This is a genomic window from Bradyrhizobium sp. SBR1B, from assembly GCF_014198205.1.
Lineage (GTDB): Bacteria > Pseudomonadota > Alphaproteobacteria > Rhizobiales > Xanthobacteraceae > Bradyrhizobium.
The window spans coordinates 230,390-248,879 of sequence record NZ_JACIHC010000012.1 but is presented as its reverse complement, the minus strand read 5'-3'; the positions used below and the strand labels follow the sequence as shown (position 1 = coordinate 248,879).

General features: G+C 64.2%; 21 protein-coding genes. 6 read left to right on the top strand and 15 right to left on the bottom strand.

Features of this window, described 5'->3' with window-relative positions:
- Window positions 1-152 precede the first annotated feature (152 nt).
- Together GGD61_RS27040 and GGD61_RS27035 are read right to left on the bottom strand one after the other, a co-directional pair.
- Entirely contained in the window at window positions 153-1,061 is a 909-nt protein-coding gene (locus tag GGD61_RS27040; protein ID WP_018321001.1) for an amino acid ABC transporter substrate-binding protein, read from the bottom strand.
- A gap of 160 nt (window positions 1,062-1,221) precedes the next feature.
- A complete protein-coding gene (locus GGD61_RS27035) occupies window positions 1,222-1,641 on the bottom strand; it encodes a nuclear transport factor 2 family protein (protein ID WP_092252522.1) in 420 nt (139 codons plus the stop codon).
- Between the two features lie 143 nt (window positions 1,642-1,784).
- Here GGD61_RS27035 and GGD61_RS27030 point away from each other — a divergent pair, with 143 nt between their 5' ends.
- Together GGD61_RS27030 and GGD61_RS27025 are read left to right on the top strand one after the other, a co-directional pair.
- Window positions 1,785-3,026, top strand: coding sequence for an amidohydrolase family protein (locus GGD61_RS27030; RefSeq protein ID WP_092252520.1), 1,242 nt, complete (start codon window positions 1,785-1,787; stop codon window positions 3,024-3,026).
- Between the two features lie 204 nt (window positions 3,027-3,230).
- Window positions 3,231-3,578 (top strand): hypothetical protein, encoded by a 348-nt coding sequence (locus GGD61_RS27025; RefSeq protein ID WP_177236921.1) that lies wholly within the window; start codon window positions 3,231-3,233, stop codon window positions 3,576-3,578.
- On the opposite strand, the gene GGD61_RS27020 is transcribed toward GGD61_RS27025, so the two are convergent.
- The 8 genes from GGD61_RS27020 to GGD61_RS26985 form a co-directional block, all read right to left on the bottom strand.
- Window positions 3,568-4,482, bottom strand: coding sequence for a DUF1932 domain-containing protein (locus GGD61_RS27020; protein ID WP_092252516.1), 915 nt, complete (start codon window positions 4,480-4,482; stop codon window positions 3,568-3,570). The two genes, GGD61_RS27025 and GGD61_RS27020, sit on opposite strands and share 11 nt — an antisense overlap.
- Window positions 4,482-5,351, bottom strand: a complete 870-nt coding sequence (locus GGD61_RS27015) for a hypothetical protein (protein ID WP_092252514.1) — start codon at window positions 5,349-5,351, stop codon at window positions 4,482-4,484. Before GGD61_RS27015 ends, GGD61_RS27020 begins: the two co-directional genes overlap by 1 nt.
- Window positions 5,352-5,370: 19 nt before the next feature.
- Complete coding sequence (locus GGD61_RS27010) at window positions 5,371-6,054, bottom strand: 4-carboxy-4-hydroxy-2-oxoadipate aldolase/oxaloacetate decarboxylase (RefSeq protein WP_092252512.1); 684 nt, start codon at window positions 6,052-6,054, stop codon at window positions 5,371-5,373.
- Window positions 6,051-6,764, bottom strand: a complete 714-nt coding sequence (locus tag GGD61_RS27005) for a PIG-L deacetylase family protein (protein ID WP_092252510.1) — start codon at window positions 6,762-6,764, stop codon at window positions 6,051-6,053. Before GGD61_RS27005 ends, GGD61_RS27010 begins: the two co-directional genes overlap by 4 nt.
- Before the next feature lie 64 nt (window positions 6,765-6,828).
- Window positions 6,829-8,133, bottom strand: coding sequence for a C4-dicarboxylate transporter DctA (gene dctA / locus GGD61_RS27000; RefSeq protein WP_183231584.1), 1,305 nt, complete (start codon window positions 8,131-8,133; stop codon window positions 6,829-6,831).
- Window positions 8,130-9,014 carry an amidohydrolase gene (locus GGD61_RS26995; protein WP_092252507.1) on the bottom strand — a complete coding sequence of 295 codons (885 nt, stop codon included), beginning with the start codon at window positions 9,012-9,014 and terminating at the stop codon, window positions 8,130-8,132. The genes dctA and GGD61_RS26995 overlap by 4 nt, the downstream gene beginning before the upstream one ends.
- Window positions 9,014-9,973, bottom strand: a complete 960-nt coding sequence (locus GGD61_RS26990; protein WP_092252504.1) for an amidohydrolase — start codon at window positions 9,971-9,973, stop codon at window positions 9,014-9,016. Before GGD61_RS26990 ends, GGD61_RS26995 begins: the two co-directional genes overlap by 1 nt.
- A gap of 74 nt (window positions 9,974-10,047) precedes the next feature.
- On the bottom strand, window positions 10,048-10,758 hold the full coding sequence (locus tag GGD61_RS26985; protein WP_092252502.1) for a TetR/AcrR family transcriptional regulator: 711 nt from the start codon (window positions 10,756-10,758) through the stop codon (window positions 10,048-10,050).
- A 116-nt stretch (window positions 10,759-10,874) separates the two neighbouring features.
- Here GGD61_RS26985 and GGD61_RS26980 point away from each other — a divergent pair, with 116 nt between their 5' ends.
- The 3 genes from GGD61_RS26980 to GGD61_RS26970 all read left to right on the top strand — a co-directional run bounded on the left by GGD61_RS26980 (window position 10,875) and on the right by GGD61_RS26970 (window position 13,779).
- Window positions 10,875-11,855 (top strand): tripartite tricarboxylate transporter substrate binding protein, encoded by a 981-nt coding sequence (locus tag GGD61_RS26980; RefSeq protein ID WP_092252500.1) that lies wholly within the window; start codon window positions 10,875-10,877, stop codon window positions 11,853-11,855.
- Between the two features lie 10 nt (window positions 11,856-11,865).
- Entirely contained in the window at window positions 11,866-12,666 is an 801-nt protein-coding gene (locus tag GGD61_RS26975) for an ABC transporter substrate-binding protein (protein ID WP_183231583.1), read from the top strand.
- A 189-nt stretch (window positions 12,667-12,855) separates the two neighbouring features.
- Window positions 12,856-13,779, top strand: a complete 924-nt coding sequence (locus GGD61_RS26970; protein ID WP_092252496.1) for a PepSY domain-containing protein — start codon at window positions 12,856-12,858, stop codon at window positions 13,777-13,779.
- A gap of 12 nt (window positions 13,780-13,791) precedes the next feature.
- Here GGD61_RS26970 and GGD61_RS26965 read toward each other — a convergent pair whose 3' ends face one another.
- Window positions 13,792-14,934, bottom strand: coding sequence for a mechanosensitive ion channel family protein (locus GGD61_RS26965; protein WP_092252494.1), 1,143 nt, complete (start codon window positions 14,932-14,934; stop codon window positions 13,792-13,794).
- A gap of 128 nt (window positions 14,935-15,062) precedes the next feature.
- Between GGD61_RS26965 and GGD61_RS26960 the strand changes: the two genes are divergently transcribed.
- Window positions 15,063-16,313 carry a DUF763 domain-containing protein gene (locus GGD61_RS26960; RefSeq protein WP_092252492.1) on the top strand — a complete coding sequence of 417 codons (1,251 nt, stop codon included), beginning with the start codon at window positions 15,063-15,065 and terminating at the stop codon, window positions 16,311-16,313.
- Between the two features lie 37 nt (window positions 16,314-16,350).
- Here GGD61_RS26960 and GGD61_RS26955 read toward each other — a convergent pair whose 3' ends face one another.
- The 4 genes from GGD61_RS26955 to GGD61_RS26940 all read right to left on the bottom strand — a co-directional run bounded on the left by GGD61_RS26955 (window position 16,351) and on the right by GGD61_RS26940 (window position 18,465).
- Entirely contained in the window at window positions 16,351-16,593 is a 243-nt protein-coding gene (locus GGD61_RS26955) for a hypothetical protein (RefSeq protein WP_183231582.1), read from the bottom strand.
- Window positions 16,594-16,656: 63 nt separating this feature from the next.
- A complete protein-coding gene (locus tag GGD61_RS26950; protein WP_018320983.1) occupies window positions 16,657-16,857 on the bottom strand; it encodes a hypothetical protein in 201 nt (66 codons plus the stop codon).
- A gap of 13 nt (window positions 16,858-16,870) precedes the next feature.
- Window positions 16,871-17,056, bottom strand: a complete 186-nt coding sequence (locus tag GGD61_RS26945; RefSeq protein ID WP_092252488.1) for a hypothetical protein — start codon at window positions 17,054-17,056, stop codon at window positions 16,871-16,873.
- 140 nt (window positions 17,057-17,196) lie between these two features.
- Window positions 17,197-18,465 (bottom strand): cytochrome P450, encoded by a 1,269-nt coding sequence (locus GGD61_RS26940; protein ID WP_183231581.1) that lies wholly within the window; start codon window positions 18,463-18,465, stop codon window positions 17,197-17,199.
- Window positions 18,466-18,490 lie beyond the last annotated feature (25 nt).

The following is an 18,490-nucleotide window of genomic DNA, read 5'->3' as shown; positions in this document are numbered from 1 at the left end:
CTGTCCTGTCCGCTTCACCGCCATCGTCATTCCCCCAAGGCTTTGCCCTAGGGAATCACAACTGGCGGATTACGCAACAGGCCCACAAGGGGAGAGGCGCAATAATGGGCAGCGCGAAGCCCGCGATCTGCTGGCGCCTCGGCGCCCTCGCCTCAGTTCGCCAGATACACGTCCGGATCGGCGCTCCAGCTCGGCTTCTTGAAGGCGTTGCGCAGGGCAGGCGACATCGGGACGTTGTAGTTGAGGCCGTTCGGCGGCGTCGGGGACTGCAGCCATTTCTTGTAGAGCACCTCGATCTCCGGGCTTGCATAGAGCTCCGCAGTCGCGCGGTCGGCGAGCGCCTTGAACGGCGCATCCTCCCGCCGCAGCATGATGCCGTAAGGCTCCGGCTTGGAGAACGCCTCCTCGCTGATCATGAAGGCTTGCGGCTCCTTCGAGCGCGCGATCGCGACCGCGAGCTGCACGTCGTCGAGTGCGTAGGCCTGGGCGCGGTCGGTTTCCAAGAGCAGGAAGGCTTCGGCCTGATCCTTCGCCGGCATCAGACTGATGCCGAGATTGCGTTCCGTATTGACCTTGGCGAGCTGCGTCAGGTTGACCGAGCCGGCGACCGCCGTGACCGCCTTGCCCTTGAGATCGTCGATGGTGTTGATCTTTGCGGCCTTCTTGGCGGCGAACCGCGTCGCACTGAGGAAATGCGTGTTGGTGAAGGCGACCTGCTTCTGGCGGTCGGCGTTGTTGGTGGTCGCCGAGCAGTGCAGGTCGAGCGTGCCGTTCACCATCAAGGGGATCCGGTTCGACGAGGTCACGGCGAGCGTGTCGACGACGATGTCGGGCATGCCCAGCTGTTTCTTCACGACGTCGACGATCTTGAGGCAGATGTCCATGGCGAAGCCGACCGGCTTCTGGTTGCCGTCAAGATAGCTGAACGGGACCGAGGCTTCCTGATAGCCCAGGGTGATCTTTTTGGTCTCCTTGACCTTCTGGAGCGTGCCCGACAGATCTTCGGCTGAAGCTGCGCCCGCAAGACATGTCAGGGCCAGGATAACGGTGGGTAGACGCATCGGCTGCTCCTAAAGGGGGCTCGCGCCTCCATCCCGGGCGCGATCGCGGGATTTGATAGCGCAGGCGCAGGCCAGCCGCCAGACGGGCTCGCGCCTATCAGCTATCGCAGCTTTCGATATGACGAGCGGCCGTTCGGCTCCGCCCGTGCCGAGACGGATATTACGCGTCGATGCCGCGTTGGACCAGGATGCGTTCGGCGCTATCGTTCCAGACATCCATCTTGGTGATCTTGCCGTTGCGCACCACGAAGCGGTCGACGTAACGGTTGCCCTCGAACGGAGTGCCGTCCTTCCATTCGCCGTAGAGGGTGCCGACGCTGTAAACCACGGTCTCGCCGTCGCCGGGGCAGACATCGAACCGGTCCATCTTCTTCTTGACCCAGCGGTAGCGCTTGGCATTGAAGCCGGTCGGGCCGCGCGGATGATCGAACTCGCGCCCGCCGGTGAATGTAATGACGGTGCCCGGCGCCATATAGGTGGCCGCAGCGTCGGGATCGGGGATCATCGATGCTGTGAGATAGGCCTCCACGATCGCGGCGTCGGATAAATCAGCAGTTTCGGCTCTGGCGGCAACGGACATGGCAGGCTCTCCCGGATTCGCGGAATATTACCGCCACTGTCGCGGAATCCATGCATATATTTTGCACACTTGCCTCGCTACACTGCCGGCAATCTGGAGCCGCCGATCCCCGCCGATTGCTCTAAGTTCCGTCCGCAAGAGCCATGATCACCCAGCCCGCCTTCGACCTGATCTTCCGTAACGCACTGTTGCGATCATCCGCCGCGCCTGTCGACATCGGCGTGAAAGCCGGCCGGATCGCCGCGATCGAGCCAAAACTCGCCTGCGAAGCGGTCGAGGTCGATATCGGCGGTCACCTCGCCCTGCCCGGTTTCGTCGACACCCACATCCATCTCGACAAGGCCTGTCTGCTCGACCGCTGCGGCCACGATCACGGCAGTCTCGGTGACGCCATCCGGGCTGTGTCAGCCGTGAAGCGCGACTTCACCGTCGAGGATGTTTACGCGCGCGGCGCCAAGGTGCTCGAACGCGCGATCCTGCATGGCACGACGCGCATGCGCACGCATGTGGAAATCGATCCGCGGATTGGTCTGCGAAGCTTCGAGGGGGTGAAGGCGCTGAAGCGCGACTATGCATGGGCGCTCGACCTGTCGCTCTGCGTGTTCCCGCAGGAGGGGCTAACCAACGATCCCGGAGCTGAGGAGCTCCTGGTCCAAGCGCTGCGCGACGGCGGCGAGACGATCGGCGGCTGTCCCTATACCGACACCGATCCGACCGCGCATCTTGCGCGCATCTTCGATCTCGCCCAGGAGTTCGACGTCGACGTCGATCTCCATCTCGACTTTGATCTCGATCCTTCCTGGTGGCATCTCGACGAGGTCTGCCGCCAGACCGAGCGGCGCAACTATCACGGCCGCGTCACGATCGGCCATGCGACAAAGCTCTCGGCCCTGCCGCCGGAGCGGATGAAGACGGCCACGGTGCAACTGGCGAAAGCCGGCGTCGCCGTCACGGTGCTGCCCGCGACCGATCTCTATCTGATGGGGCGCGACGCCACCCACAACGCACCGCGCGGGCTGACCCTCGCCCACAAGCTCGCGGGCGACGGCGTGGTTTGCTCGGTCGCCACCAACAACGTGCTCAATCCCTTCACGCCGTTCGGCGACGCCTCGTTGCTGCGGATGGCGAACTTCTACGCCAATGTCGCGCACGCCTCGGTGAGGGATTTCGACACCTGCCTCGATCTCGTGACCGAGCTGCCGGCGCGGCTGATGAACCTCGACGATTACGGCATCAAGGTCGGCAATCCCGCCGATCTCATCGTGCTTGATACGCAAGACAGCCGCTTCGCCATCGCCGAGCTGCCCGACGTCATGATGGGCTTCAAGGATGGCCGGCAGACGTTCGCACGGCAGCGGCCCGCGCTGTTCCGGCCTGGGGCCTGAACGCGTTCCGGTCCACTCTCCAACGGTAAAATCGTCGGGAACACGGCTGATCGTCGGACCGTTTCGTACCAATTTGCGGCCGATCCGTCCTCAGATCCGAGCCCGGTAGAATCCCGGACCGTAGCTGTGCGCATTGCACAACAGGCCGCCCGGATCATATTAAAGGGGCGCACTGAACGACCTGTTCAGTGGGGAAGCATGTACATGTTCAGCGCATTCAGTAGCATGGATTATCGCTCCATTCGGGCCGACTCGCCGGCGGAAACGGCCGTCAAGCGCCTGAAGGGAATCGGCGAAGTCCTATCTGGCCTCGATATCTCGGCGATCCACACGCAGGACGACATGACCCGCGCGCTCTGGACGCTGGATACTGCCGACAAGTGCATCCGCATGATTCTCGCAGAGTTCCGCACCGCGCCCGCCAAGGAGCAGGTCGTCCGCGAGGCCAAGTGCCTGGCCGACTTGATCGAGCTCGCCCGTGACGAAATCTCGAACTATCGCGACCGCGGCAGGGTTTTGAGCTCAACCTACGCGTTCGGCGTCAGCGTTTGATCTTGCTCAGGATTCGATCTGCCTCGGTACGCCAATCAGCGCTGCGCGCAAACTCCTTGGTGCCCCTGGCGCCGAACAGCCCTTCATCGGCGAGATCAGCGACCCAGGCCTGACGCTCGGCTGTGCTCAGCGCGGACCATGGTGTCAGTCCCGCCTCCCGCACGGTCTCGGCGACCTCACGCACCTCCTCGGCGCGCCGGCGACCGTGCTCGATGACGCGCTGGAAGAAATAGGCGCCCTGCTTCTCCCAGTTGATCGCGGGAAAGGTCTCCGCGAGCGAGGCCAGCACGGCATCCTCGACCCCATAGGCCCGCGCGGTCGTAAAACTCTCGATGACCATGGCCTCCAGGCCCTTGATCATGATGCTGCGGCACATCTTCACGGCCGAGGACACGCCGAGCTTGTCGCTGGCAACCTTGGCGGCAAAGCCGATCGCGTTGAGCAGCGGCTCCAACTCGCTCGCGCCGGGACCGCCGAGCAGCAACGGCACCTTGATGCGATATGGCGGCACCGAGGTCATCACGGCACCTTCGACATAGCGGCCGCCTCCGCCATCGATCAGCGCAGCGGCGCGCTGCTTGGCGCCGGGCGATGCCGAGTTGAAATCGAGGAACCAAGTGCCCTGATTGACCGCAGCGGCGCAGGCCTTTGCCACCGGAACGGCCTGGCTTGCTGTGACCGCGGAGATGATGAAGTCCGATTTCGCGGTCAGCTCAGCGTGCGACGCCGCCAGCGTCACACCAAACTTTATCGCATGCTCCTTCAGCGAAGCGCCCTGCTCGCCTCCGAGCTTGATGTCATAGGCCGAGACCTTGATATCCTGCTGGCGCAAATCCTCGGCCAGGATCCTGCCGACTTCGCCATAGCCGATAAGCCCGATCTGCCATCGTTTCGGATCCACCATCAGTTCAATCCTCGTGTCGTCTCGTCGAACAGCTCCTCGATCGCATAGCGGCGCGGAATCAGCGCCTGCTGGAATGCGTAGTCGACGATCAACTCCAGCGGCTTCCGGTTGGCCTCGATCCCGAACGGGACAAGGTCGGGCGTTGCCGCAGGCCCCACCTGCGCCTTGTCCTGCTTGAGGAGATCATAGACGCCCGCAACGATCCCGGGACGCGTTCTCGCCAGTTGCTCGGTCACGACCACGAGATGATTGACCGGTACGACACCGCGCTTGGCGTACCATTTCGCGGCCTCCGCGGCCGGATCCGGGAACAGCGGCTTCAGCCTGGGACTATCAGAGGTCTCGCCGAGAACTGCGTCGAGCTCGCCGTCGAGCAGCATCTGCAGGATCTTCTTGTCCTTCGGGGCGCGCTCGGTGGTGTCGACATATTCGGCGACGTGCGGATCCTCGAAGGTGACCCAGCGGATCTTGTCGAGATTGACGCCGTAATCGTTGGCGAGAATGCCCCTGATCCAGGCGCCGGTCGTCGTCGTGAACGAGCGGATGCCGACGCGCTTGCCTTCGAGATCGGACGGTCCGAGCGTTCCCTTCGTGGGATTGTAGAGCGCATAGGAATGCTGGAAGCGCCCAAGCATGGTCGCCGGCAGCAGCACCAGCGGCTTGCCGTGGGCTTTCGCCATCAGATAGGTGACAATCGCCATCTCGCAGACATCGAAGGCCTGCTCCCGCACCATCGGCTTGAACGCGGTGTTGGTCGGCGTGTACGTGATGAAGTCGAGATCGAAAAGATCGGAGCGGAGCGCGCCGCTCTTCACGGCCTGCACGTGGGGATGATTGCCGAGCACGGCCTTCAGCTTGAGACGATCCATCCGCCCGCTCCGCTAATCTTCAGACGTCCTCGGGATTGTCGACATAGACGAGCCCGGCCTTCGCCAGCGCCTCGCGCATGCCGTACATGTCGAGACCCAGTTCGCCCGAGGCAAGGCGCTTGCGCTTGCCGCCTTCGTCAGCGTTGCGCTTCCTCGCCTTCTCGGCAACCTCGGCGGCGTAGCGCTTCGGGACCACGACGACGCCATCGTCATCGGCGACGATGATGTCGCCGGGATCGACATTGACGCCGGCACAGACCACGGGAATGTTGACCGAGCCGAGCGTCGCCTTGACTGTGCCCTTGGCCGAGACAGCGCGCGACCATACCGGAAATTTCATCTCGTGCAGCGCATTGACGTCGCGGCAGCCGGCATCGATGATCAGCCCCTGCACGCCGCGTGCCTGCAGCGAGGTCGCCAGCAATTCGCCGAACATGCCATCGGTATTGTCGGTGGTGCAGCCGACGACGAGGATGTCGCCCTTTTTGCACTGCTCGACCGCGACATGGATCATCCAATTGTCGCCGGGCTGCGCCAATACGGTGACGGCGGGCCCGGCGATCGACGCGCCCGCCCAGACCGGGCGCAAATAGGGCTTCATCAGACCCATGCGCCCGTAAGCCTCGTGCACGGTCGAGACGCCATACGCCGCCATGTTGGCGGGATCGGCGCGCTCAATGTTGCGAACGACGACCGGCTTCATGCCAGCTCCTCCGCAACCGTCGGGAACAGGCGCTGATAGGCCTCGCCATAGGTCATGGGCACGCCGGTGTTGCGGCTGCCCTGAATGCCGCGGTTGAGCGCGACGCGCTCGTAATAACCCCAGAGATGTTTTTGCGCGGCGAGGATCTGGAATGCCTCGTACTTCTCCTTCCAGACCTCATCGATCTTGAGGAGCAGATCCGGCTTGTAGTTGCACTGCTCAGGCTGATGCGGCTCGAACAGGAACACCGGTGGCGCCGAATATTTGTACTGCACGCCGGGCTTGTGGCCCATGGCCTGCGCGACCACACGCGTCTCCTGGGCGAAATGCGCCGCGTTGGGATGGTCGAAATTATAAGGGTCTTCCAGCGCGTGGGTCAGCACGAAGCTGGGATTGAGCTCGCGGTAGATGTCGACCATGCGGTCGAAATGCGCCTCCGTGAGCTTCAGCGGATAGTCGCCGCAGTCGAAGAACTCGATCTCCGCGCCTAGCAGCTTTGCCGCCCGCTCCGCCTCGTCCTTGCGGCCGGCCTTGACCGATTCCAGCGTCGCGCCCTTTTCCTTCCAGGCAAACTGGCTCTCGCCGCGCTCGCCAAAGGACAGGCAGACGATCTTCATGCGATAGCCCTTCTTCGCATGCAGCGCGATCGCGCCGCCGGCGCGCCAGACGAAATCGCCGGGATGGGCGGTGATGACGAGACCTGTCTTCATGGGAGAAACTCCCCTCTCTTGTTCGTAAGCATCATAAGCCGCCTGCGTCGCGCCGGAAGCCAATTCATCGGATCGCAGCGGCCGCTTGTTCCTCGCCGTCGAGCACGCGCCTCAACCGTTCGCCGTCGAGCGCGCCTTCCCATTTGGCAATCGCGATGGTCGCGACCGCGTTCCCGATCAGATTGGTCGGCGTCAGCCCCTGCGACATCAGGCGATGGATGCCGAGCACCAGTGCCACGCTCGTCACCGGGATGGTGCCGGTCGCCGACAGCGTCGCCGCCAGCACGACGAAGGCGGCGCCCGCGATCCCCGCCGCGCCCTTGGAGGTCACCAGCAGGATCAGCAAGAGCTCGATCTGCTCGGCAAGCCCGAACGGCGTGTTGGTCGCCTGCGCCAGGAACACCGAGGCCGCGGCAAGGTAGAGGCAGGTGCCGTCGAGATTGAAGGAGTAGCCGGTCGGGATCACGAGCCCGACCACGCTCTTCTCGCAGCCCGCCTTCTCCAGCTTGGTCAGCATCCGCGGCAGCACCGTCTCCGACGACGTCGTAGCGATGCAGATCAGCAGCTCTTCCCAGATGTAACGGATCAGCTTGAGCAGCGAGAAGCCGCAGAGCCGCGCGACGGGGCCGAGCGCCGCGACGACGAAGACCAGGCAGGTGAGATAAAAGCCGCCGAGGAGCTTGCCGAGCGAGGCCAGCGATCCCACGCCGAACTTGCCGACCGTGAAGGCGATGGCGCCGAATGCACCGATCGGCGCCGCCCACATCACGAAGCCGACGACGGCGAACACCATCTTAGCGGCGATATCGATCAGATGGACCAGCGGCAAGGCCCGTTCGCCGAGCTGCACCAGCGCAAAGCCGCAAAGGACGGAGATGAACAGCACCTGGAGGATGTTGCCTTCGGCGAAGGCGCCGATGAACGTCGCGGGCACGATGTTCATCAGGAATGGCACGAAGCCGATGACGCTGGTCTGCTTGACGTAAGGCTCGATCGCGCTGGCATTGATGCTGGCGGGATCGATGTTCATGCCGACGCCGGGCTTGAGCAGGTTGATCGCGATGAGACCGATGATCAGCGCGATCGTGGTCATGATCTCGAAATAAACTATCGCCTTCACCGCGACGCGCCCGACCCGCGCCATGTCAGCCATGTGCGCGATGCCGTGCACGACGGTGCAGAAGATGATCGGCGCGATCAGCATCCGGATCGCCTTGATGAAGGCATCCCCGAGCGGCTGCATCTTGGCGCCCGCCTCCGGACTGGCGATCCCAAGCGCGATGCCGGCCGCCATGGCGATGAGCACCTGGATCCAGAGCTCCCTCCACCAGGGCTGCCCGCGCGGCTTGTCGATCGCGATCGCCGTCATCGGTCGAACTCGAACAGGCGCGCCGGATTGTCGACGAGGATCTTCTGCTGGAACTCCGGCTCCGGCGCGAACAACGGGATCAGATCGACGAGGTCGCCGTCATTCGGCATCGCCTTGACGTTGGGATGCGGCCAGTCGGTGCCCCAGATGACGCGGTCGGGCGCGGTCTCGACGATCTTTCGCGCGAACGGCACCGCGTCGGTAAAGGGCGGACCGCTGGAGGACACCCGCTCCGAGCCACAGATCTTGACCCAGCATTTTTCGTCGCGCTGCATCAGCTCGATCAAAATCTTGAACGGCAACTGGTCGAGCCCCTCAGAGGCCTTCACCCGTCCCATATGATCGATGGTGTAGCTCAGCGGCAGCCTTGCCAGCATGTCGGCATAATCAAACAGGTCGATCGCATCGAAATGCAGGTCGATGTGCCAGCCGAGCGGCGCGACCATGGCGATGACGCGATCGAACACGCCCTTGTCAGGGACGCCGCCGAGATGGCGGACGAAATTGAAGCGGCAGCCGCGAAAACCGCCCTCGTGCAGCGCACGAAGCCCGCGCTCGGTGATGGTGTCGTCGATATTGGCGACTGCGCGATAGGCGCCGCTACTCTGCGCGATGGCATCGAGCGCCACACTGTTGTCGGTGCCGTGCACGCTGGCGTTGACGATGACGGCGCGCTCGACACCGAGCTTGGCATGCAGCGCGCGGAAATCCTCCAGCGGCGCATCCGGCGGCGTGTAGGATCGGTCAGGCGCGTAAGGGTATTTCGAGCCGGGCCCGAAGATGTGGCAGTGCGCATCGCAGGACAGTTTTGGCAGCTTGAACTTCGGCGTGCGCGTGTTCCGATCGGGCGGCGGAATGGTGGGAGTGTACATCATCGTCATCAGGTGAACTTGAACAGGCGTGCGGGATTGTCGACCAGCAGCTTTTGCCGGACCTTTGCGTCGGGCGCGTAGAGCGGAATCAGGTCAACGATCTCGCCGTCGTTCGGCATGACCTTGACGTTAGGGTGCGGCCAATCGGTGCCCCAGAGCACGCGATCGGGCGCGTTGTCGATCAGCGCCTTGGCAAACGGCACCGCATCGTGGAACGGCTTGCCGACGGCGGAGGCGCGCTCGAGCCCGGTGATCTTGACCCAGCACTTCTCGTCCTTTTTCTGAAGGTCGAGCAGCGCGGTGAAGCCGGGATCGTCAAGCCCCTTCCCGGCCTGCACCGTGCCCATGTGATCGATCACATAAGGCGTCGGCAGCGCAGTCAGGAGGCCTGCGAATTCGGCGATCGTGCCCGGCTCAAAATAGACGTCGATGTGCCAGCCGAGCTCGGCAACGCGGTGCACGATGCGCTGGAACTTACCCATATCGCCGACGCCGCCGAGACGCCTGAGGAAGGCAAAACGGCAGCCGCAGATGCCAGCCTTGTCGAGCGCCGCCAGCTCCTTCTCGGTCATCTCGTCATTGACGTTGGCGATGCCCCTATAGGCCCCCTCGCTCTGGGCGATGGCGTCGGTGACGACGCGATTGTCGGTGCCGTGCACGGTCGCATTCACGATCACGCAGCGCTCGACGCCGATTGTCTCGTGGACGCTGCGAAACGCCTCCAGTGGCGCATCAGCCGTGTTGTAGGGGCGCTTTTCCGCGAAGGGGTAACGCGACGCCGGCCCGAAGATGTGGGTATGGCTGTCGCAGGATTTTGCCGGCAGCTTGAACAACGGCGTCGTGGGATTTGGGTCCGGCGGCGTGATCGTCGACATCGCTTTCGGCTCTGCGCCTTGCGCACACGCCTCGCTCGCAAGCGCCGCACCGGCCAGTCCGGTCAAGAGATGCAAGCACTCCCGCCTGTTCATGTTCCCAACACCCTGTCACACCGTCCGCCTGCGAGCGGAAGCGCTGTTACGCGCCTCCCCTCGGGTGGCTTCTTTCAAGTCTTGCTGCTGACGACCGGCCGCCGCCGCGCCGGCGCGGCATGATCGAGCGGCGGCGCCTGGAATGAGGCGACCGTGGCCTGCACCAGCTGCTCGATAGCGCTGGCGGCATCGCCGCCATCGGCCTCGCCGCGCGACAGGCGCGAGACGCGATCCGGTGTCACCAACGAGTAATAGAGTGCGCCGAGCAGGAAGTGACTGCGCCAGACGATGTCGGTGCGCGGAATGTGCGGCAAGCTCTCGTGGATCGCATCGATGAAGGCGTGACTGGTGTCGTCAAAGGTCTGCGCTATGATTTTTCGCGCGACCTCGTTGCCCTCGGCCGACATCACGGCGCGCAGCCGCGTGAAGCGCGCACCGCCGCCGGCAAGGTCGCTGCCCGAGGTGAAAGCCGGCACGACGTAGGCCCGCACCACAGCCTCCAGCCGGTCCTGGAGATCGCGCACCCGCCTGGCGGCGGCGAGCAGCTCCGAACGTCGCAAATTCATCGGCCCGCAATGGCGCCGGTAGATCTCCAGCAGCAGGCCGTCCTTGGTCTTGAAATGATAGGTCACGCTGCCGGGATTGGCTCCGGCAGCCTGCGCGATGTCGCGCACCGAGACGGCGTTGAAGCCGTTGATGGCGAACAGCTCCTCGGCCGCGGCGAGGATTGCCTCGCGCATGTTCGGCTTGCGGGCCGTTTCCTTGCTGGTGGGCTTGCGTACCATGTGATTTGTACTATCGTACAAAAGATCAGGTCTCGTCAACAAAAACCATGGGCGGCGTCCGGACGGCCTGGAAGACCGATGCAAGGATGCGTGCGCCCGCAAGGAGTGCTGGGAAAATGCTGGGTATGAACAAGACAATCGGCGGATTGATGCTGGGCGCCGGTTTGCTGCTCGCGGGCAGCGCCGCGCAGGCCGCCGACACTTATCCGAGCAAGCCGGTTCACATCCTCGTACCTTACGCGGCCGGTGGCGCGGTCGACGTGCTCGCGCGCACGCTGAGCCAGGCGCTGGCCAAGTCCTGGGGTCAGCAGCCGGTAGTCGACAATCGTCCCGGCGCCGGCGGCATCGTTGCCTCGCAGGCGCTGACGCAGGCCGCGCCCGACGGCTACACGCTGATCCTGGTCGCGAGCGGCCATCCGCTCAACCAGTTCATCTATCCGAGCGTGCCCTACGACACGTTCAGGGATTTTACCGCAATCACCGAAGTCGCCTCCTCACCGCTCGCGATCGTGGTGGCCAAGGACAGCCCCTACAAGACGCTCGGCGATCTCCTGGCTGCGGCGAAGAAAGATCCGGACAAGCTATCTTACGGCATGTCCGGAAACGGTACCTCGGCGCATCTGGCCGGCGAACTGTTGAAGCACATGTCCGGCAGCAAGATCGTCGCGATCCCCTACAAGGGCGGCGCGCCGGCACTGACGGCCGTGATCGCAGGCGAGATCCCGCTCAGCATCAATCCGCTCGCGGAAGCGATCGGACAGCTCGAAGGCGGTCCGGTGCGCGCACTTGCCGTGACCTCGGCCGAGCGCTCCAAGGCATTACCTGACGTCCCGACCGTCGCAGAATCCGGCGTCGCCGGTTACGACGTTTCGGTGTGGTGGGGCGTGCTTGGTCCGGCAAAAATGCCGCCGGAGATCGTGGCGAAGCTCGAGACCGATCTGAAGGCGGCGCTGCAGGATCCAAACGTGCTGTCGACGCTCGGCAAGATCGGCGCCGCTCCGGTCGGCTCCTCCGCCAAGGAGTTTGACGCCTACATGCGCGCCGAGGCGACCAAATGGGAGCCGGTGCTGAAGGCGGCCAACATCCGCGCGCAGTGAGGCTCTTTGCATGAGGGCCTTCTCTGGACGCCTCGCCCGCACCGCCCTCTTGGTGGCCGCAATCATCAGCCTGTTCGGCGCGTCCGCGCGCGCCGACGGCGAGGCAAAGCTGCTGGCGCCGAGCGGCAGCTTGCGCGTCGGCATCTATCCGGGCAGCCCGACCTCGATGGTGACGGATGCCGTCGGCAAGCCGCACGGCCTCGCCTATGATCTCGGCGCCGAGCTCGCCCAGCGGCTCGGCGTTGGCGTCGATTATGTCAGGTTCGAGCGCGTTGCCGACATCGTCAGCGCGATCCACGATGGCAAGATCGACTTCACCGTGACCAACGCCACGCCGGCCCGCGCCAACGAGGTGAGCTTCAGCCGGCCCGTGCTGGCAATCGAGCTCGGCTTTCTCGTCCCGGCGTATTCGCCGATCAGAGAGGTCGAGGACATCGACAAGCCCGGTGTGAAGATCGGCGTCACCAAAGGCTCGACCTCCGAGCGCACGCTGCCGACAAAATTCAAGAACGCGACCATCGTTCCCGCCGCAAGCGTCAAGGCCGCCATCGCGATGTTCGGGAGCAGTGAGATCGATCTCTACGCGACCAACAAGCCGACGCTGTTCGAAATGTCCGACCAGATGCCGGGCGCAAGGATTCTCGACGGCAATTGGGGCCTGGAGCACATGGCCATCGCGATCCCCAGAGGACGCGAAGAGGCGCTGTCCCTGCTCAACAGCTTCGTTGCGGAGAAACAGTCGTCCGGCGCGTTGGAGACGATCCAACGTCAGGCTGGCTTGCGCGGCGCGATGAAGGTAACGCGCGAGTAGGTCTCGCCGAGCGAGACCGCACGACGCAGCTGCTGCAGTCTCTCGAAAACCTGCGAACGATTGGCGATCGCAGCATCGCGATAGCCTCGCGTCCATTTGCTGCAAATCAACGCGGCAAGGTGGACAAAGCGTCATTTGTCTTCGGGGCTGCGCTAGGCGACCAGTGCCAAGATCGCCGGAGACCGAAGAATGAACAAACCCCTGTTGTTGACACTCCATCGCTGGATCACGCTGGTCTTTGCGCTTCCCCTGTTCGCGATCATCACCACCGGCCTGATCCTGGCGTTCGAGCCGCTGATGCAAGTCAATGGCATCGGCGGTCCGGCGATCGATGCCGCGCGCGTCGTCGAGCTGGTGAAGACGTACGATGCACACAACAAGGCGCGCGGGCTTTCGATCAATGCGGCTAGCCAGCGGATGACGCTGCAAGGCTCCGGCGCGCCGGCCATCGACCTCGTGACCGGCGCACCCGCTGCGGCCAGCTCCGGCCCGACCGATCTCTTCCGGTGGGCGCGGATCACGCATGAACGGCTGCTCGGCCAGGCGTGGCTGGTGACAAGCTCGACCATCGCCATGGTCATCCTGATCCTGCTCGGCAGCCTCATGGGACTGCCGCGGCTGCGCAACACGCTCTCCGGATGGCACAAGGGCACGGCCTGGTTCGCGCTGCCGCTCGTCCTGTTGAGCCCGCTGACCGGCCTGTGCATGGCGTTCGGCCTGACGTTTCAGAGCGGAGGCGTTCCGGCCGGCAGCGGCCGTCCCCTCGCCCTGCCCGACGCGATACGCATGGTCGCGGCCTCCCACGATCTCACGCACGTGATCTCGATCGGTATGCGCGGTGGCCACATGATGGCGCGAATCTATGACGGAGGAGAACTACGCGCCTATGCCGTCAATTCATCGGAGGTCACGCCACTGCCACGCAATTGGCCGCGCCTGATCCATGAGGGAAACTGGTCGGCCCTGATCGCCTCGTCGCTCAATGTGGTGACGTCGATCGCGCTGCTCACGCTGCTGTCGACCGGTCTCCTGATCTGGGCCCGACGTAAACTGCGCAAGCGGCGACCGCGCTCCGACCGCCAGGCTGGCGCGGCCGTGGTCGGCGCCCGCTGATCGCTCGGACGGTCAATTATGCGCGCTCGCCCGCATCTTCTCCGGCCGCGCGACGGGCCGCAGGAGATCGGCATCATCGTCGGCCGACGGGATCAGGATCGCGCGCTCGCGCGGCAGCGCCTCCGGCATCTCGTCGCGGATGAAGGCGACGAGCTTTTCCCTGATCTCGCAGCGCAGGTCCCAGGATTGCGGCGCGTTTCTTGCGCTGACCAGCGCACGTAGCTCGATGGTCCGGGAGTCCGCGTCGATCACCTGGAGATTGACCACCGCGCCATCCCAGAGCTTGGACTGCTTCACGGCATCCTCCAGCCAACGCCGGATGCGCGGCACGTCGGCGCGATAATCGACGTGCAGCGCGATCACGCCGATCAGGGAGGCGGTGTCGCGGGTCCAGTTCTGGAACGGCTTTTCGATGAAGTAGGACAGCGGTACCACCATGCGGCGCCAGTCCCACAGCCGGATCACGACATAGGTCGAGGCGATGTCCTCCACCCAGCCCCATTCGTTCTCGATGATCACGGCATCCTCGATGCGGATCGGCTGCGTGATCGCAATCTGCAGGCCGGCGATCAGGTTGCTGAGCAGCGGCCGTGCGGCAAGACCGACGATGATGCCGGCCGCGCCGGCGGAGGCGAACAGGCTGACGCCGTATTGCCTCACCGAATCGAACGTCATCAGCGCGGTGGACACCGTAATGACGACGATGATGGTATCGGTGACCCGCTTGAACACGCGAACTTGCGTGACGTGCTTGCGCGCGACGAAATTCTCGGTGACATCGCGGAAATTCTGCAAGTACCGCGCCGCGCTCATGTCCACGACCCGGATCGAGATCCAGCCGATCAGGGCGATGACGGCCACGACGAACAGGCGCATCAGCGGCGTGCGGATCATGTCGTCGAGCGGGGCAAGCGGCAGGACCAATGCGACGGCCGCCAGGCAAAGCGCCAGTTGGGCCGGGCCCGCGGTGCGATCGATGAATACGCTCAGCAGCGGAAGGCGGGTTCCGAAGGCGCGCGCGAGCAGCCATACGGCGACCCGGTAGACGAACAGCGCAAGCAAGATCGCGCCGAGAACCAGACCGAGGCCGACAAACCACGACGGTATCCAGCCGAACATCCTGTCGATGTCGGCCATCAGGGCCTGCAGATTCATCGATTGTCCCCGTCATTGCATTTGCGTAGCCCGCTCAACGCCTCCCGGCCGGCTTGGCTCCCCTCTCTCGTGCAACGCAGCATTCCGCAGATGCAACCGTCGCCGAACTGCGCTAATTTAGGGGCACGATGACCAGACGTACCGGCAGCGCCGATCTTCCCTTGCACACCGGGCGGGTTCCGCCGTGGCTTGCGAGCCGCATGGCTTCGCTCGGATCGATCGTCACGCAGGCGATCGTGCATCATTACGGCCGCGATGCGTTTCTTCAGCGGCTGTCGCATCCATTCTGGTTCCAGTCGTTCGGCGCCGTGATGGGAATGGACTGGCACTCCTCCGGCATCACCACATCCGTAATCGGCGCGCTGAAGCGCGGGCTCGGGCCGCTTCAGGATGAGCTTGGCATCTATGTCTGTGGCGGACGCGGCCAGCATTCGCGCAAGACGCCGGACGAGTTGATGCAGCTCGGCGACCGCGTCGGATTCGACGGCGCAAAGCTGACCCGCGCCAGCCGCCTGGTGGCGAAGGTCGACAGCGCGGCCGTGCAGGACGGCTTCGATCTCTATCTCCACGGCTTCTTCGTGACCGCCGACGGCAAATGGACGGTGGTGCAGCAGGGCATGAACGGCGACAAGCGGCAGGCCCGCCGCTATCACTGGCATTCCGAGGCGCTGAAGAGCTTTGTCGATACGCCGCACAGCGCGATCGACGGTCCGCAACAAGGCGAGATCGTCAATCTGACCGACCACCGCGCCGATGTCTCGCGCAACGCGCAGCTCGAGCTCCTCAGCGATCTCGGCCCCGATCGCATCCTCACTGAATTCGAGCGGCTCACCGGGACTGCGCCTGAGCCTGCGCAGGCCATGCTGCCGCATCTGATCATGCCCGCGCATCACGATGTCCGGCCGAAGGATGTGTTCGCGCGGCGCCTGCACGGCACCCTCGCCGCAGCCGCCGAGCGCGGCCCGATCGATTTCCCGGAGCTGCTGCTGACGCCCGGCGTCGGCGCGCGCACCGTGCGCTCACTGGCGATGGTCGCCGAGGTCGTGCACGGCGCGCCCTATCGCTTCAAGGATCCCGCGCGCTTCTCGCTCGCCCATGGCGGCAAGGATCGGCATCCCTACCCTGTCCCGATCAAGGTCTACGACGAGACCATTCGCGTGCTGAAGGGCGCGATCCAGAGCGCCAAGCTCGGACGTGACGAAGAGATGCAGGCGATCAGGCGCCTCGACGACCAGGCGCGTCGGCTGGAACGCACCGCGCGCGGCCCGTCGGTCGAGACCTATATCGCCGGCGAGCGTGCGGCCTCACCCGACCTCGACGGCCGCTCCGTGTTCGGCTGGGAGCGCGACCTCGTGCCGACAAAAAAGCGGACCGGCTGAAGACCGGTCCGCGAGTTCAGCGGGAGGAACGCCCCTCTCAGGTCTCATCAGTCTCCGGCGTCTCGTAGAGCCGGTTGGCTGCGTGATCCTGATACTGTTCGGTCTGAATGGACTTGCCGTCCATGCCGCGAATGTCCGAATGCTGGGCCTTGTCGCGGTTGGACAGGACCATGTTATCGCCGATCTTCTCCTTGGGCACATCGGTCAATGCACCGGTGCCGTCGCCCTTGCCATGCATGCCGGATCTGAAGTGCGTCTTGCTGCCGTGCCCACTTGGCATCAGTCTCTCCTCTTGGCTCGGTAGGTCCGTTGTACCGGCATTGGTCGCGGCGGCTGCTGTGGTCTATCTGCCGCCGCCCTTGCCGGCCGCATCGTGGCGGTGATGGGAATCCTGCTCGCCTCCACCACCGGAGACGCGGCTGTGGCTTCGCTGCTCATCGTCCGCAGGCGGCTTCTTCACTTCCAGCGGCGCCTTCGCGTTCTCATGCGATGCGCCGGGGCCGCCCTGGCGAATACTGTTGGGTGTCTTGGTGGATGTCGACATGAATGTCGCCTCCTCAACGGTCTTGCTGGTATCCCTGATTGGTCGTGTTCTGCCTGATGTTGCCTTGCTGTCCCTGTTGGTCCGGATTTTCCGCGCGCTGCTGACCGCGCGGAGTCTGATCGGCCGATGTTTGCTTGGTGTCGCCAGTTCCCTTCCGGCTCTGATTGGCCGGCGGAACATTCGGCATTTTGCTGGTCATGATCCAACCTCTTCGAGAGATGGGACTTCTGGGCCCGGAACTGTTCCGTCGCGTGCCTCAGGTCCCGGTGGACAACAGCAAGCGCCGCAGGCCGTTCCGAGCGGATCATGGTCAGCGACGATTTGCCGAAGGAGAGAGCTTCACTCCGCCCGCACGGGAGAACGATCAGCCATCGCTGGCGCCGCAGCGGCAAATGTTCCGTGGATCTCGGCCGTGACGGGAAGCTTCGCAATCATGCGAATCCCCGGGCGCTTGCGCCAATGGATGTGCGAGGGGTCGACGGCCAGACCAAGTTTCGGCCAGCGCACGAACAGCGCTTCCAGCGCGCAGGCCGCCTCGATCCGCGCAAGCTGATGGCCGAGGCAGAAATGGATTCCCGTCCCGAACGAGAGGTGACGGTTCGGCTTGCGCTCGAGATCGAGGCTTTCGGGACGATCATGCATCGCCGGATCCATATTGGCGGCGGCGAGCATCACCATGACACGGTCGCCCTTCTTCAGACGCACGCCTTCGACCTCGACGTCCCGCCGCACATAGCGCGGTTTTGAAAATTGCACCGGGGAGACGAAACGCAGGAACTCCTCGACGGCGAGACCGGCGCGGCTCCAATCCTGCTCCAGCCAATTGCGGAGGCCAGGACTTCTGAGCAGCTCGTAGGCGGAACCGCTGATGAGATGCGTGGTCGTCTCAGAGCCGGCTGCAAGCAGCAGAAACACCATCGAGACCATTTCATCCGGCGTGATCCGGGCACCCTCGCGCTCGACCTGGACCAGTTCGGCGATCAGGCCTTCGCCGCCCTGCACGCGCGCGGCCTGCAATTGCTGCTCCAGGTAGCTCCGCATCTTTCGGAACGCCCACAGCAAGCGGAAGAAGCTGACGACATTCGTCAGCGAGGACATCGCGTTGCCCCAGGCGATGAATTTGGGCCGGTCGGCCAGAGGCAATCCCAGAAGCTCGGAGATCACTGCGAGCGGCAGGATGCGCGCGTAGCGCTGGATTAGATCGGCTGGCCGTCCCTCCGCGAACAGCTCGTCGGCCAGGCCGTCGGCAATGGCACGGATGCGCGGCTCCATCGCGACGATGGCACGACGGCGAAAGGCCTCGTCCACGATGCTGCGGAGCCTGGTATGGTCAGGCTCGTCCATCGTCAGCATGTTGTTGGCGATGGTTCTGACGAAGCTCGGCATCCACCAGCGCAGAGCCGCAACGTCGCCATCCTCCTTGCGCAGCGTGAAGGTAGCGCCGTCCTTCAGCACCTGAGCCGTCGCGTCATGGGTCGTGGTGATCCAGACATCGCCGACCAGAGGAAATCGCGTCGCGACGAGAGGACCGGACATGCGCAACGCCGCGATCGCCTTGGGCGGATCGCGAAAGAAGGCCTCGCTGGTAAAATCGAGGCGCGCTGTCATGGGATCACCGGAGTGATTGTTGGCG

Coding starts and splice junctions, on each gene's coding strand:
- GGD61_RS27040 (WP_018321001.1), bottom strand. CDS start 1,061: ATGCGTCTACCCACCGTTATCCTGGCCCTGACATGTCTTGCGGGCGCA.
- GGD61_RS26990 (WP_092252504.1), bottom strand. CDS start 9,973: ATGAACAGGCGGGAGTGCTTGCATCTCTTGACCGGACTGGCCGGTGCG.
- GGD61_RS26955 (WP_183231582.1), bottom strand. CDS start 16,593: ATGCCAAGTGGGCACGGCAGCAAGACGCACTTCAGATCCGGCATGCAT.
- GGD61_RS26940 (WP_183231581.1), bottom strand. CDS start 18,465: ATGACAGCGCGCCTCGATTTTACCAGCGAGGCCTTCTTTCGCGATCCG.
- GGD61_RS26945 (WP_092252488.1), bottom strand. CDS start 17,056: ATGACCAGCAAAATGCCGAATGTTCCGCCGGCCAATCAGAGCCGGAAG.
- GGD61_RS27015 (WP_092252514.1), bottom strand. CDS start 5,351: ATGGATCGTCTCAAGCTGAAGGCCGTGCTCGGCAATCATCCCCACGTG.
- GGD61_RS27035 (WP_092252522.1), bottom strand. CDS start 1,641: ATGTCCGTTGCCGCCAGAGCCGAAACTGCTGATTTATCCGACGCCGCG.
- dctA (WP_183231584.1), bottom strand. CDS start 8,133: ATGACGGCGATCGCGATCGACAAGCCGCGCGGGCAGCCCTGGTGGAGG.
- GGD61_RS26970 (WP_092252496.1), top strand. CDS start 12,856: ATGAACAAACCCCTGTTGTTGACACTCCATCGCTGGATCACGCTGGTC.
- GGD61_RS27025 (WP_177236921.1), top strand. CDS start 3,231: ATGTTCAGCGCATTCAGTAGCATGGATTATCGCTCCATTCGGGCCGAC.
- GGD61_RS26965 (WP_092252494.1), bottom strand. CDS start 14,934: ATGAATCTGCAGGCCCTGATGGCCGACATCGACAGGATGTTCGGCTGG.
- GGD61_RS26985 (WP_092252502.1), bottom strand. CDS start 10,758: ATGGTACGCAAGCCCACCAGCAAGGAAACGGCCCGCAAGCCGAACATG.
- GGD61_RS26980 (WP_092252500.1), top strand. CDS start 10,875: ATGCTGGGTATGAACAAGACAATCGGCGGATTGATGCTGGGCGCCGGT.
- GGD61_RS27020 (WP_092252516.1), bottom strand. CDS start 4,482: ATGGTGGATCCGAAACGATGGCAGATCGGGCTTATCGGCTATGGCGAA.
- GGD61_RS27005 (WP_092252510.1), bottom strand. CDS start 6,764: ATGAAGACAGGTCTCGTCATCACCGCCCATCCCGGCGATTTCGTCTGG.
- GGD61_RS26975 (WP_183231583.1), top strand. CDS start 11,866: ATGAGGGCCTTCTCTGGACGCCTCGCCCGCACCGCCCTCTTGGTGGCC.
- GGD61_RS26995 (WP_092252507.1), bottom strand. CDS start 9,014: ATGACGATGATGTACACTCCCACCATTCCGCCGCCCGATCGGAACACG.
- GGD61_RS27010 (WP_092252512.1), bottom strand. CDS start 6,054: ATGAAGCCGGTCGTCGTTCGCAACATTGAGCGCGCCGATCCCGCCAAC.
- GGD61_RS27030 (WP_092252520.1), top strand. CDS start 1,785: ATGATCACCCAGCCCGCCTTCGACCTGATCTTCCGTAACGCACTGTTG.
- GGD61_RS26960 (WP_092252492.1), top strand. CDS start 15,063: ATGACCAGACGTACCGGCAGCGCCGATCTTCCCTTGCACACCGGGCGG.
- GGD61_RS26950 (WP_018320983.1), bottom strand. CDS start 16,857: ATGTCGACATCCACCAAGACACCCAACAGTATTCGCCAGGGCGGCCCC.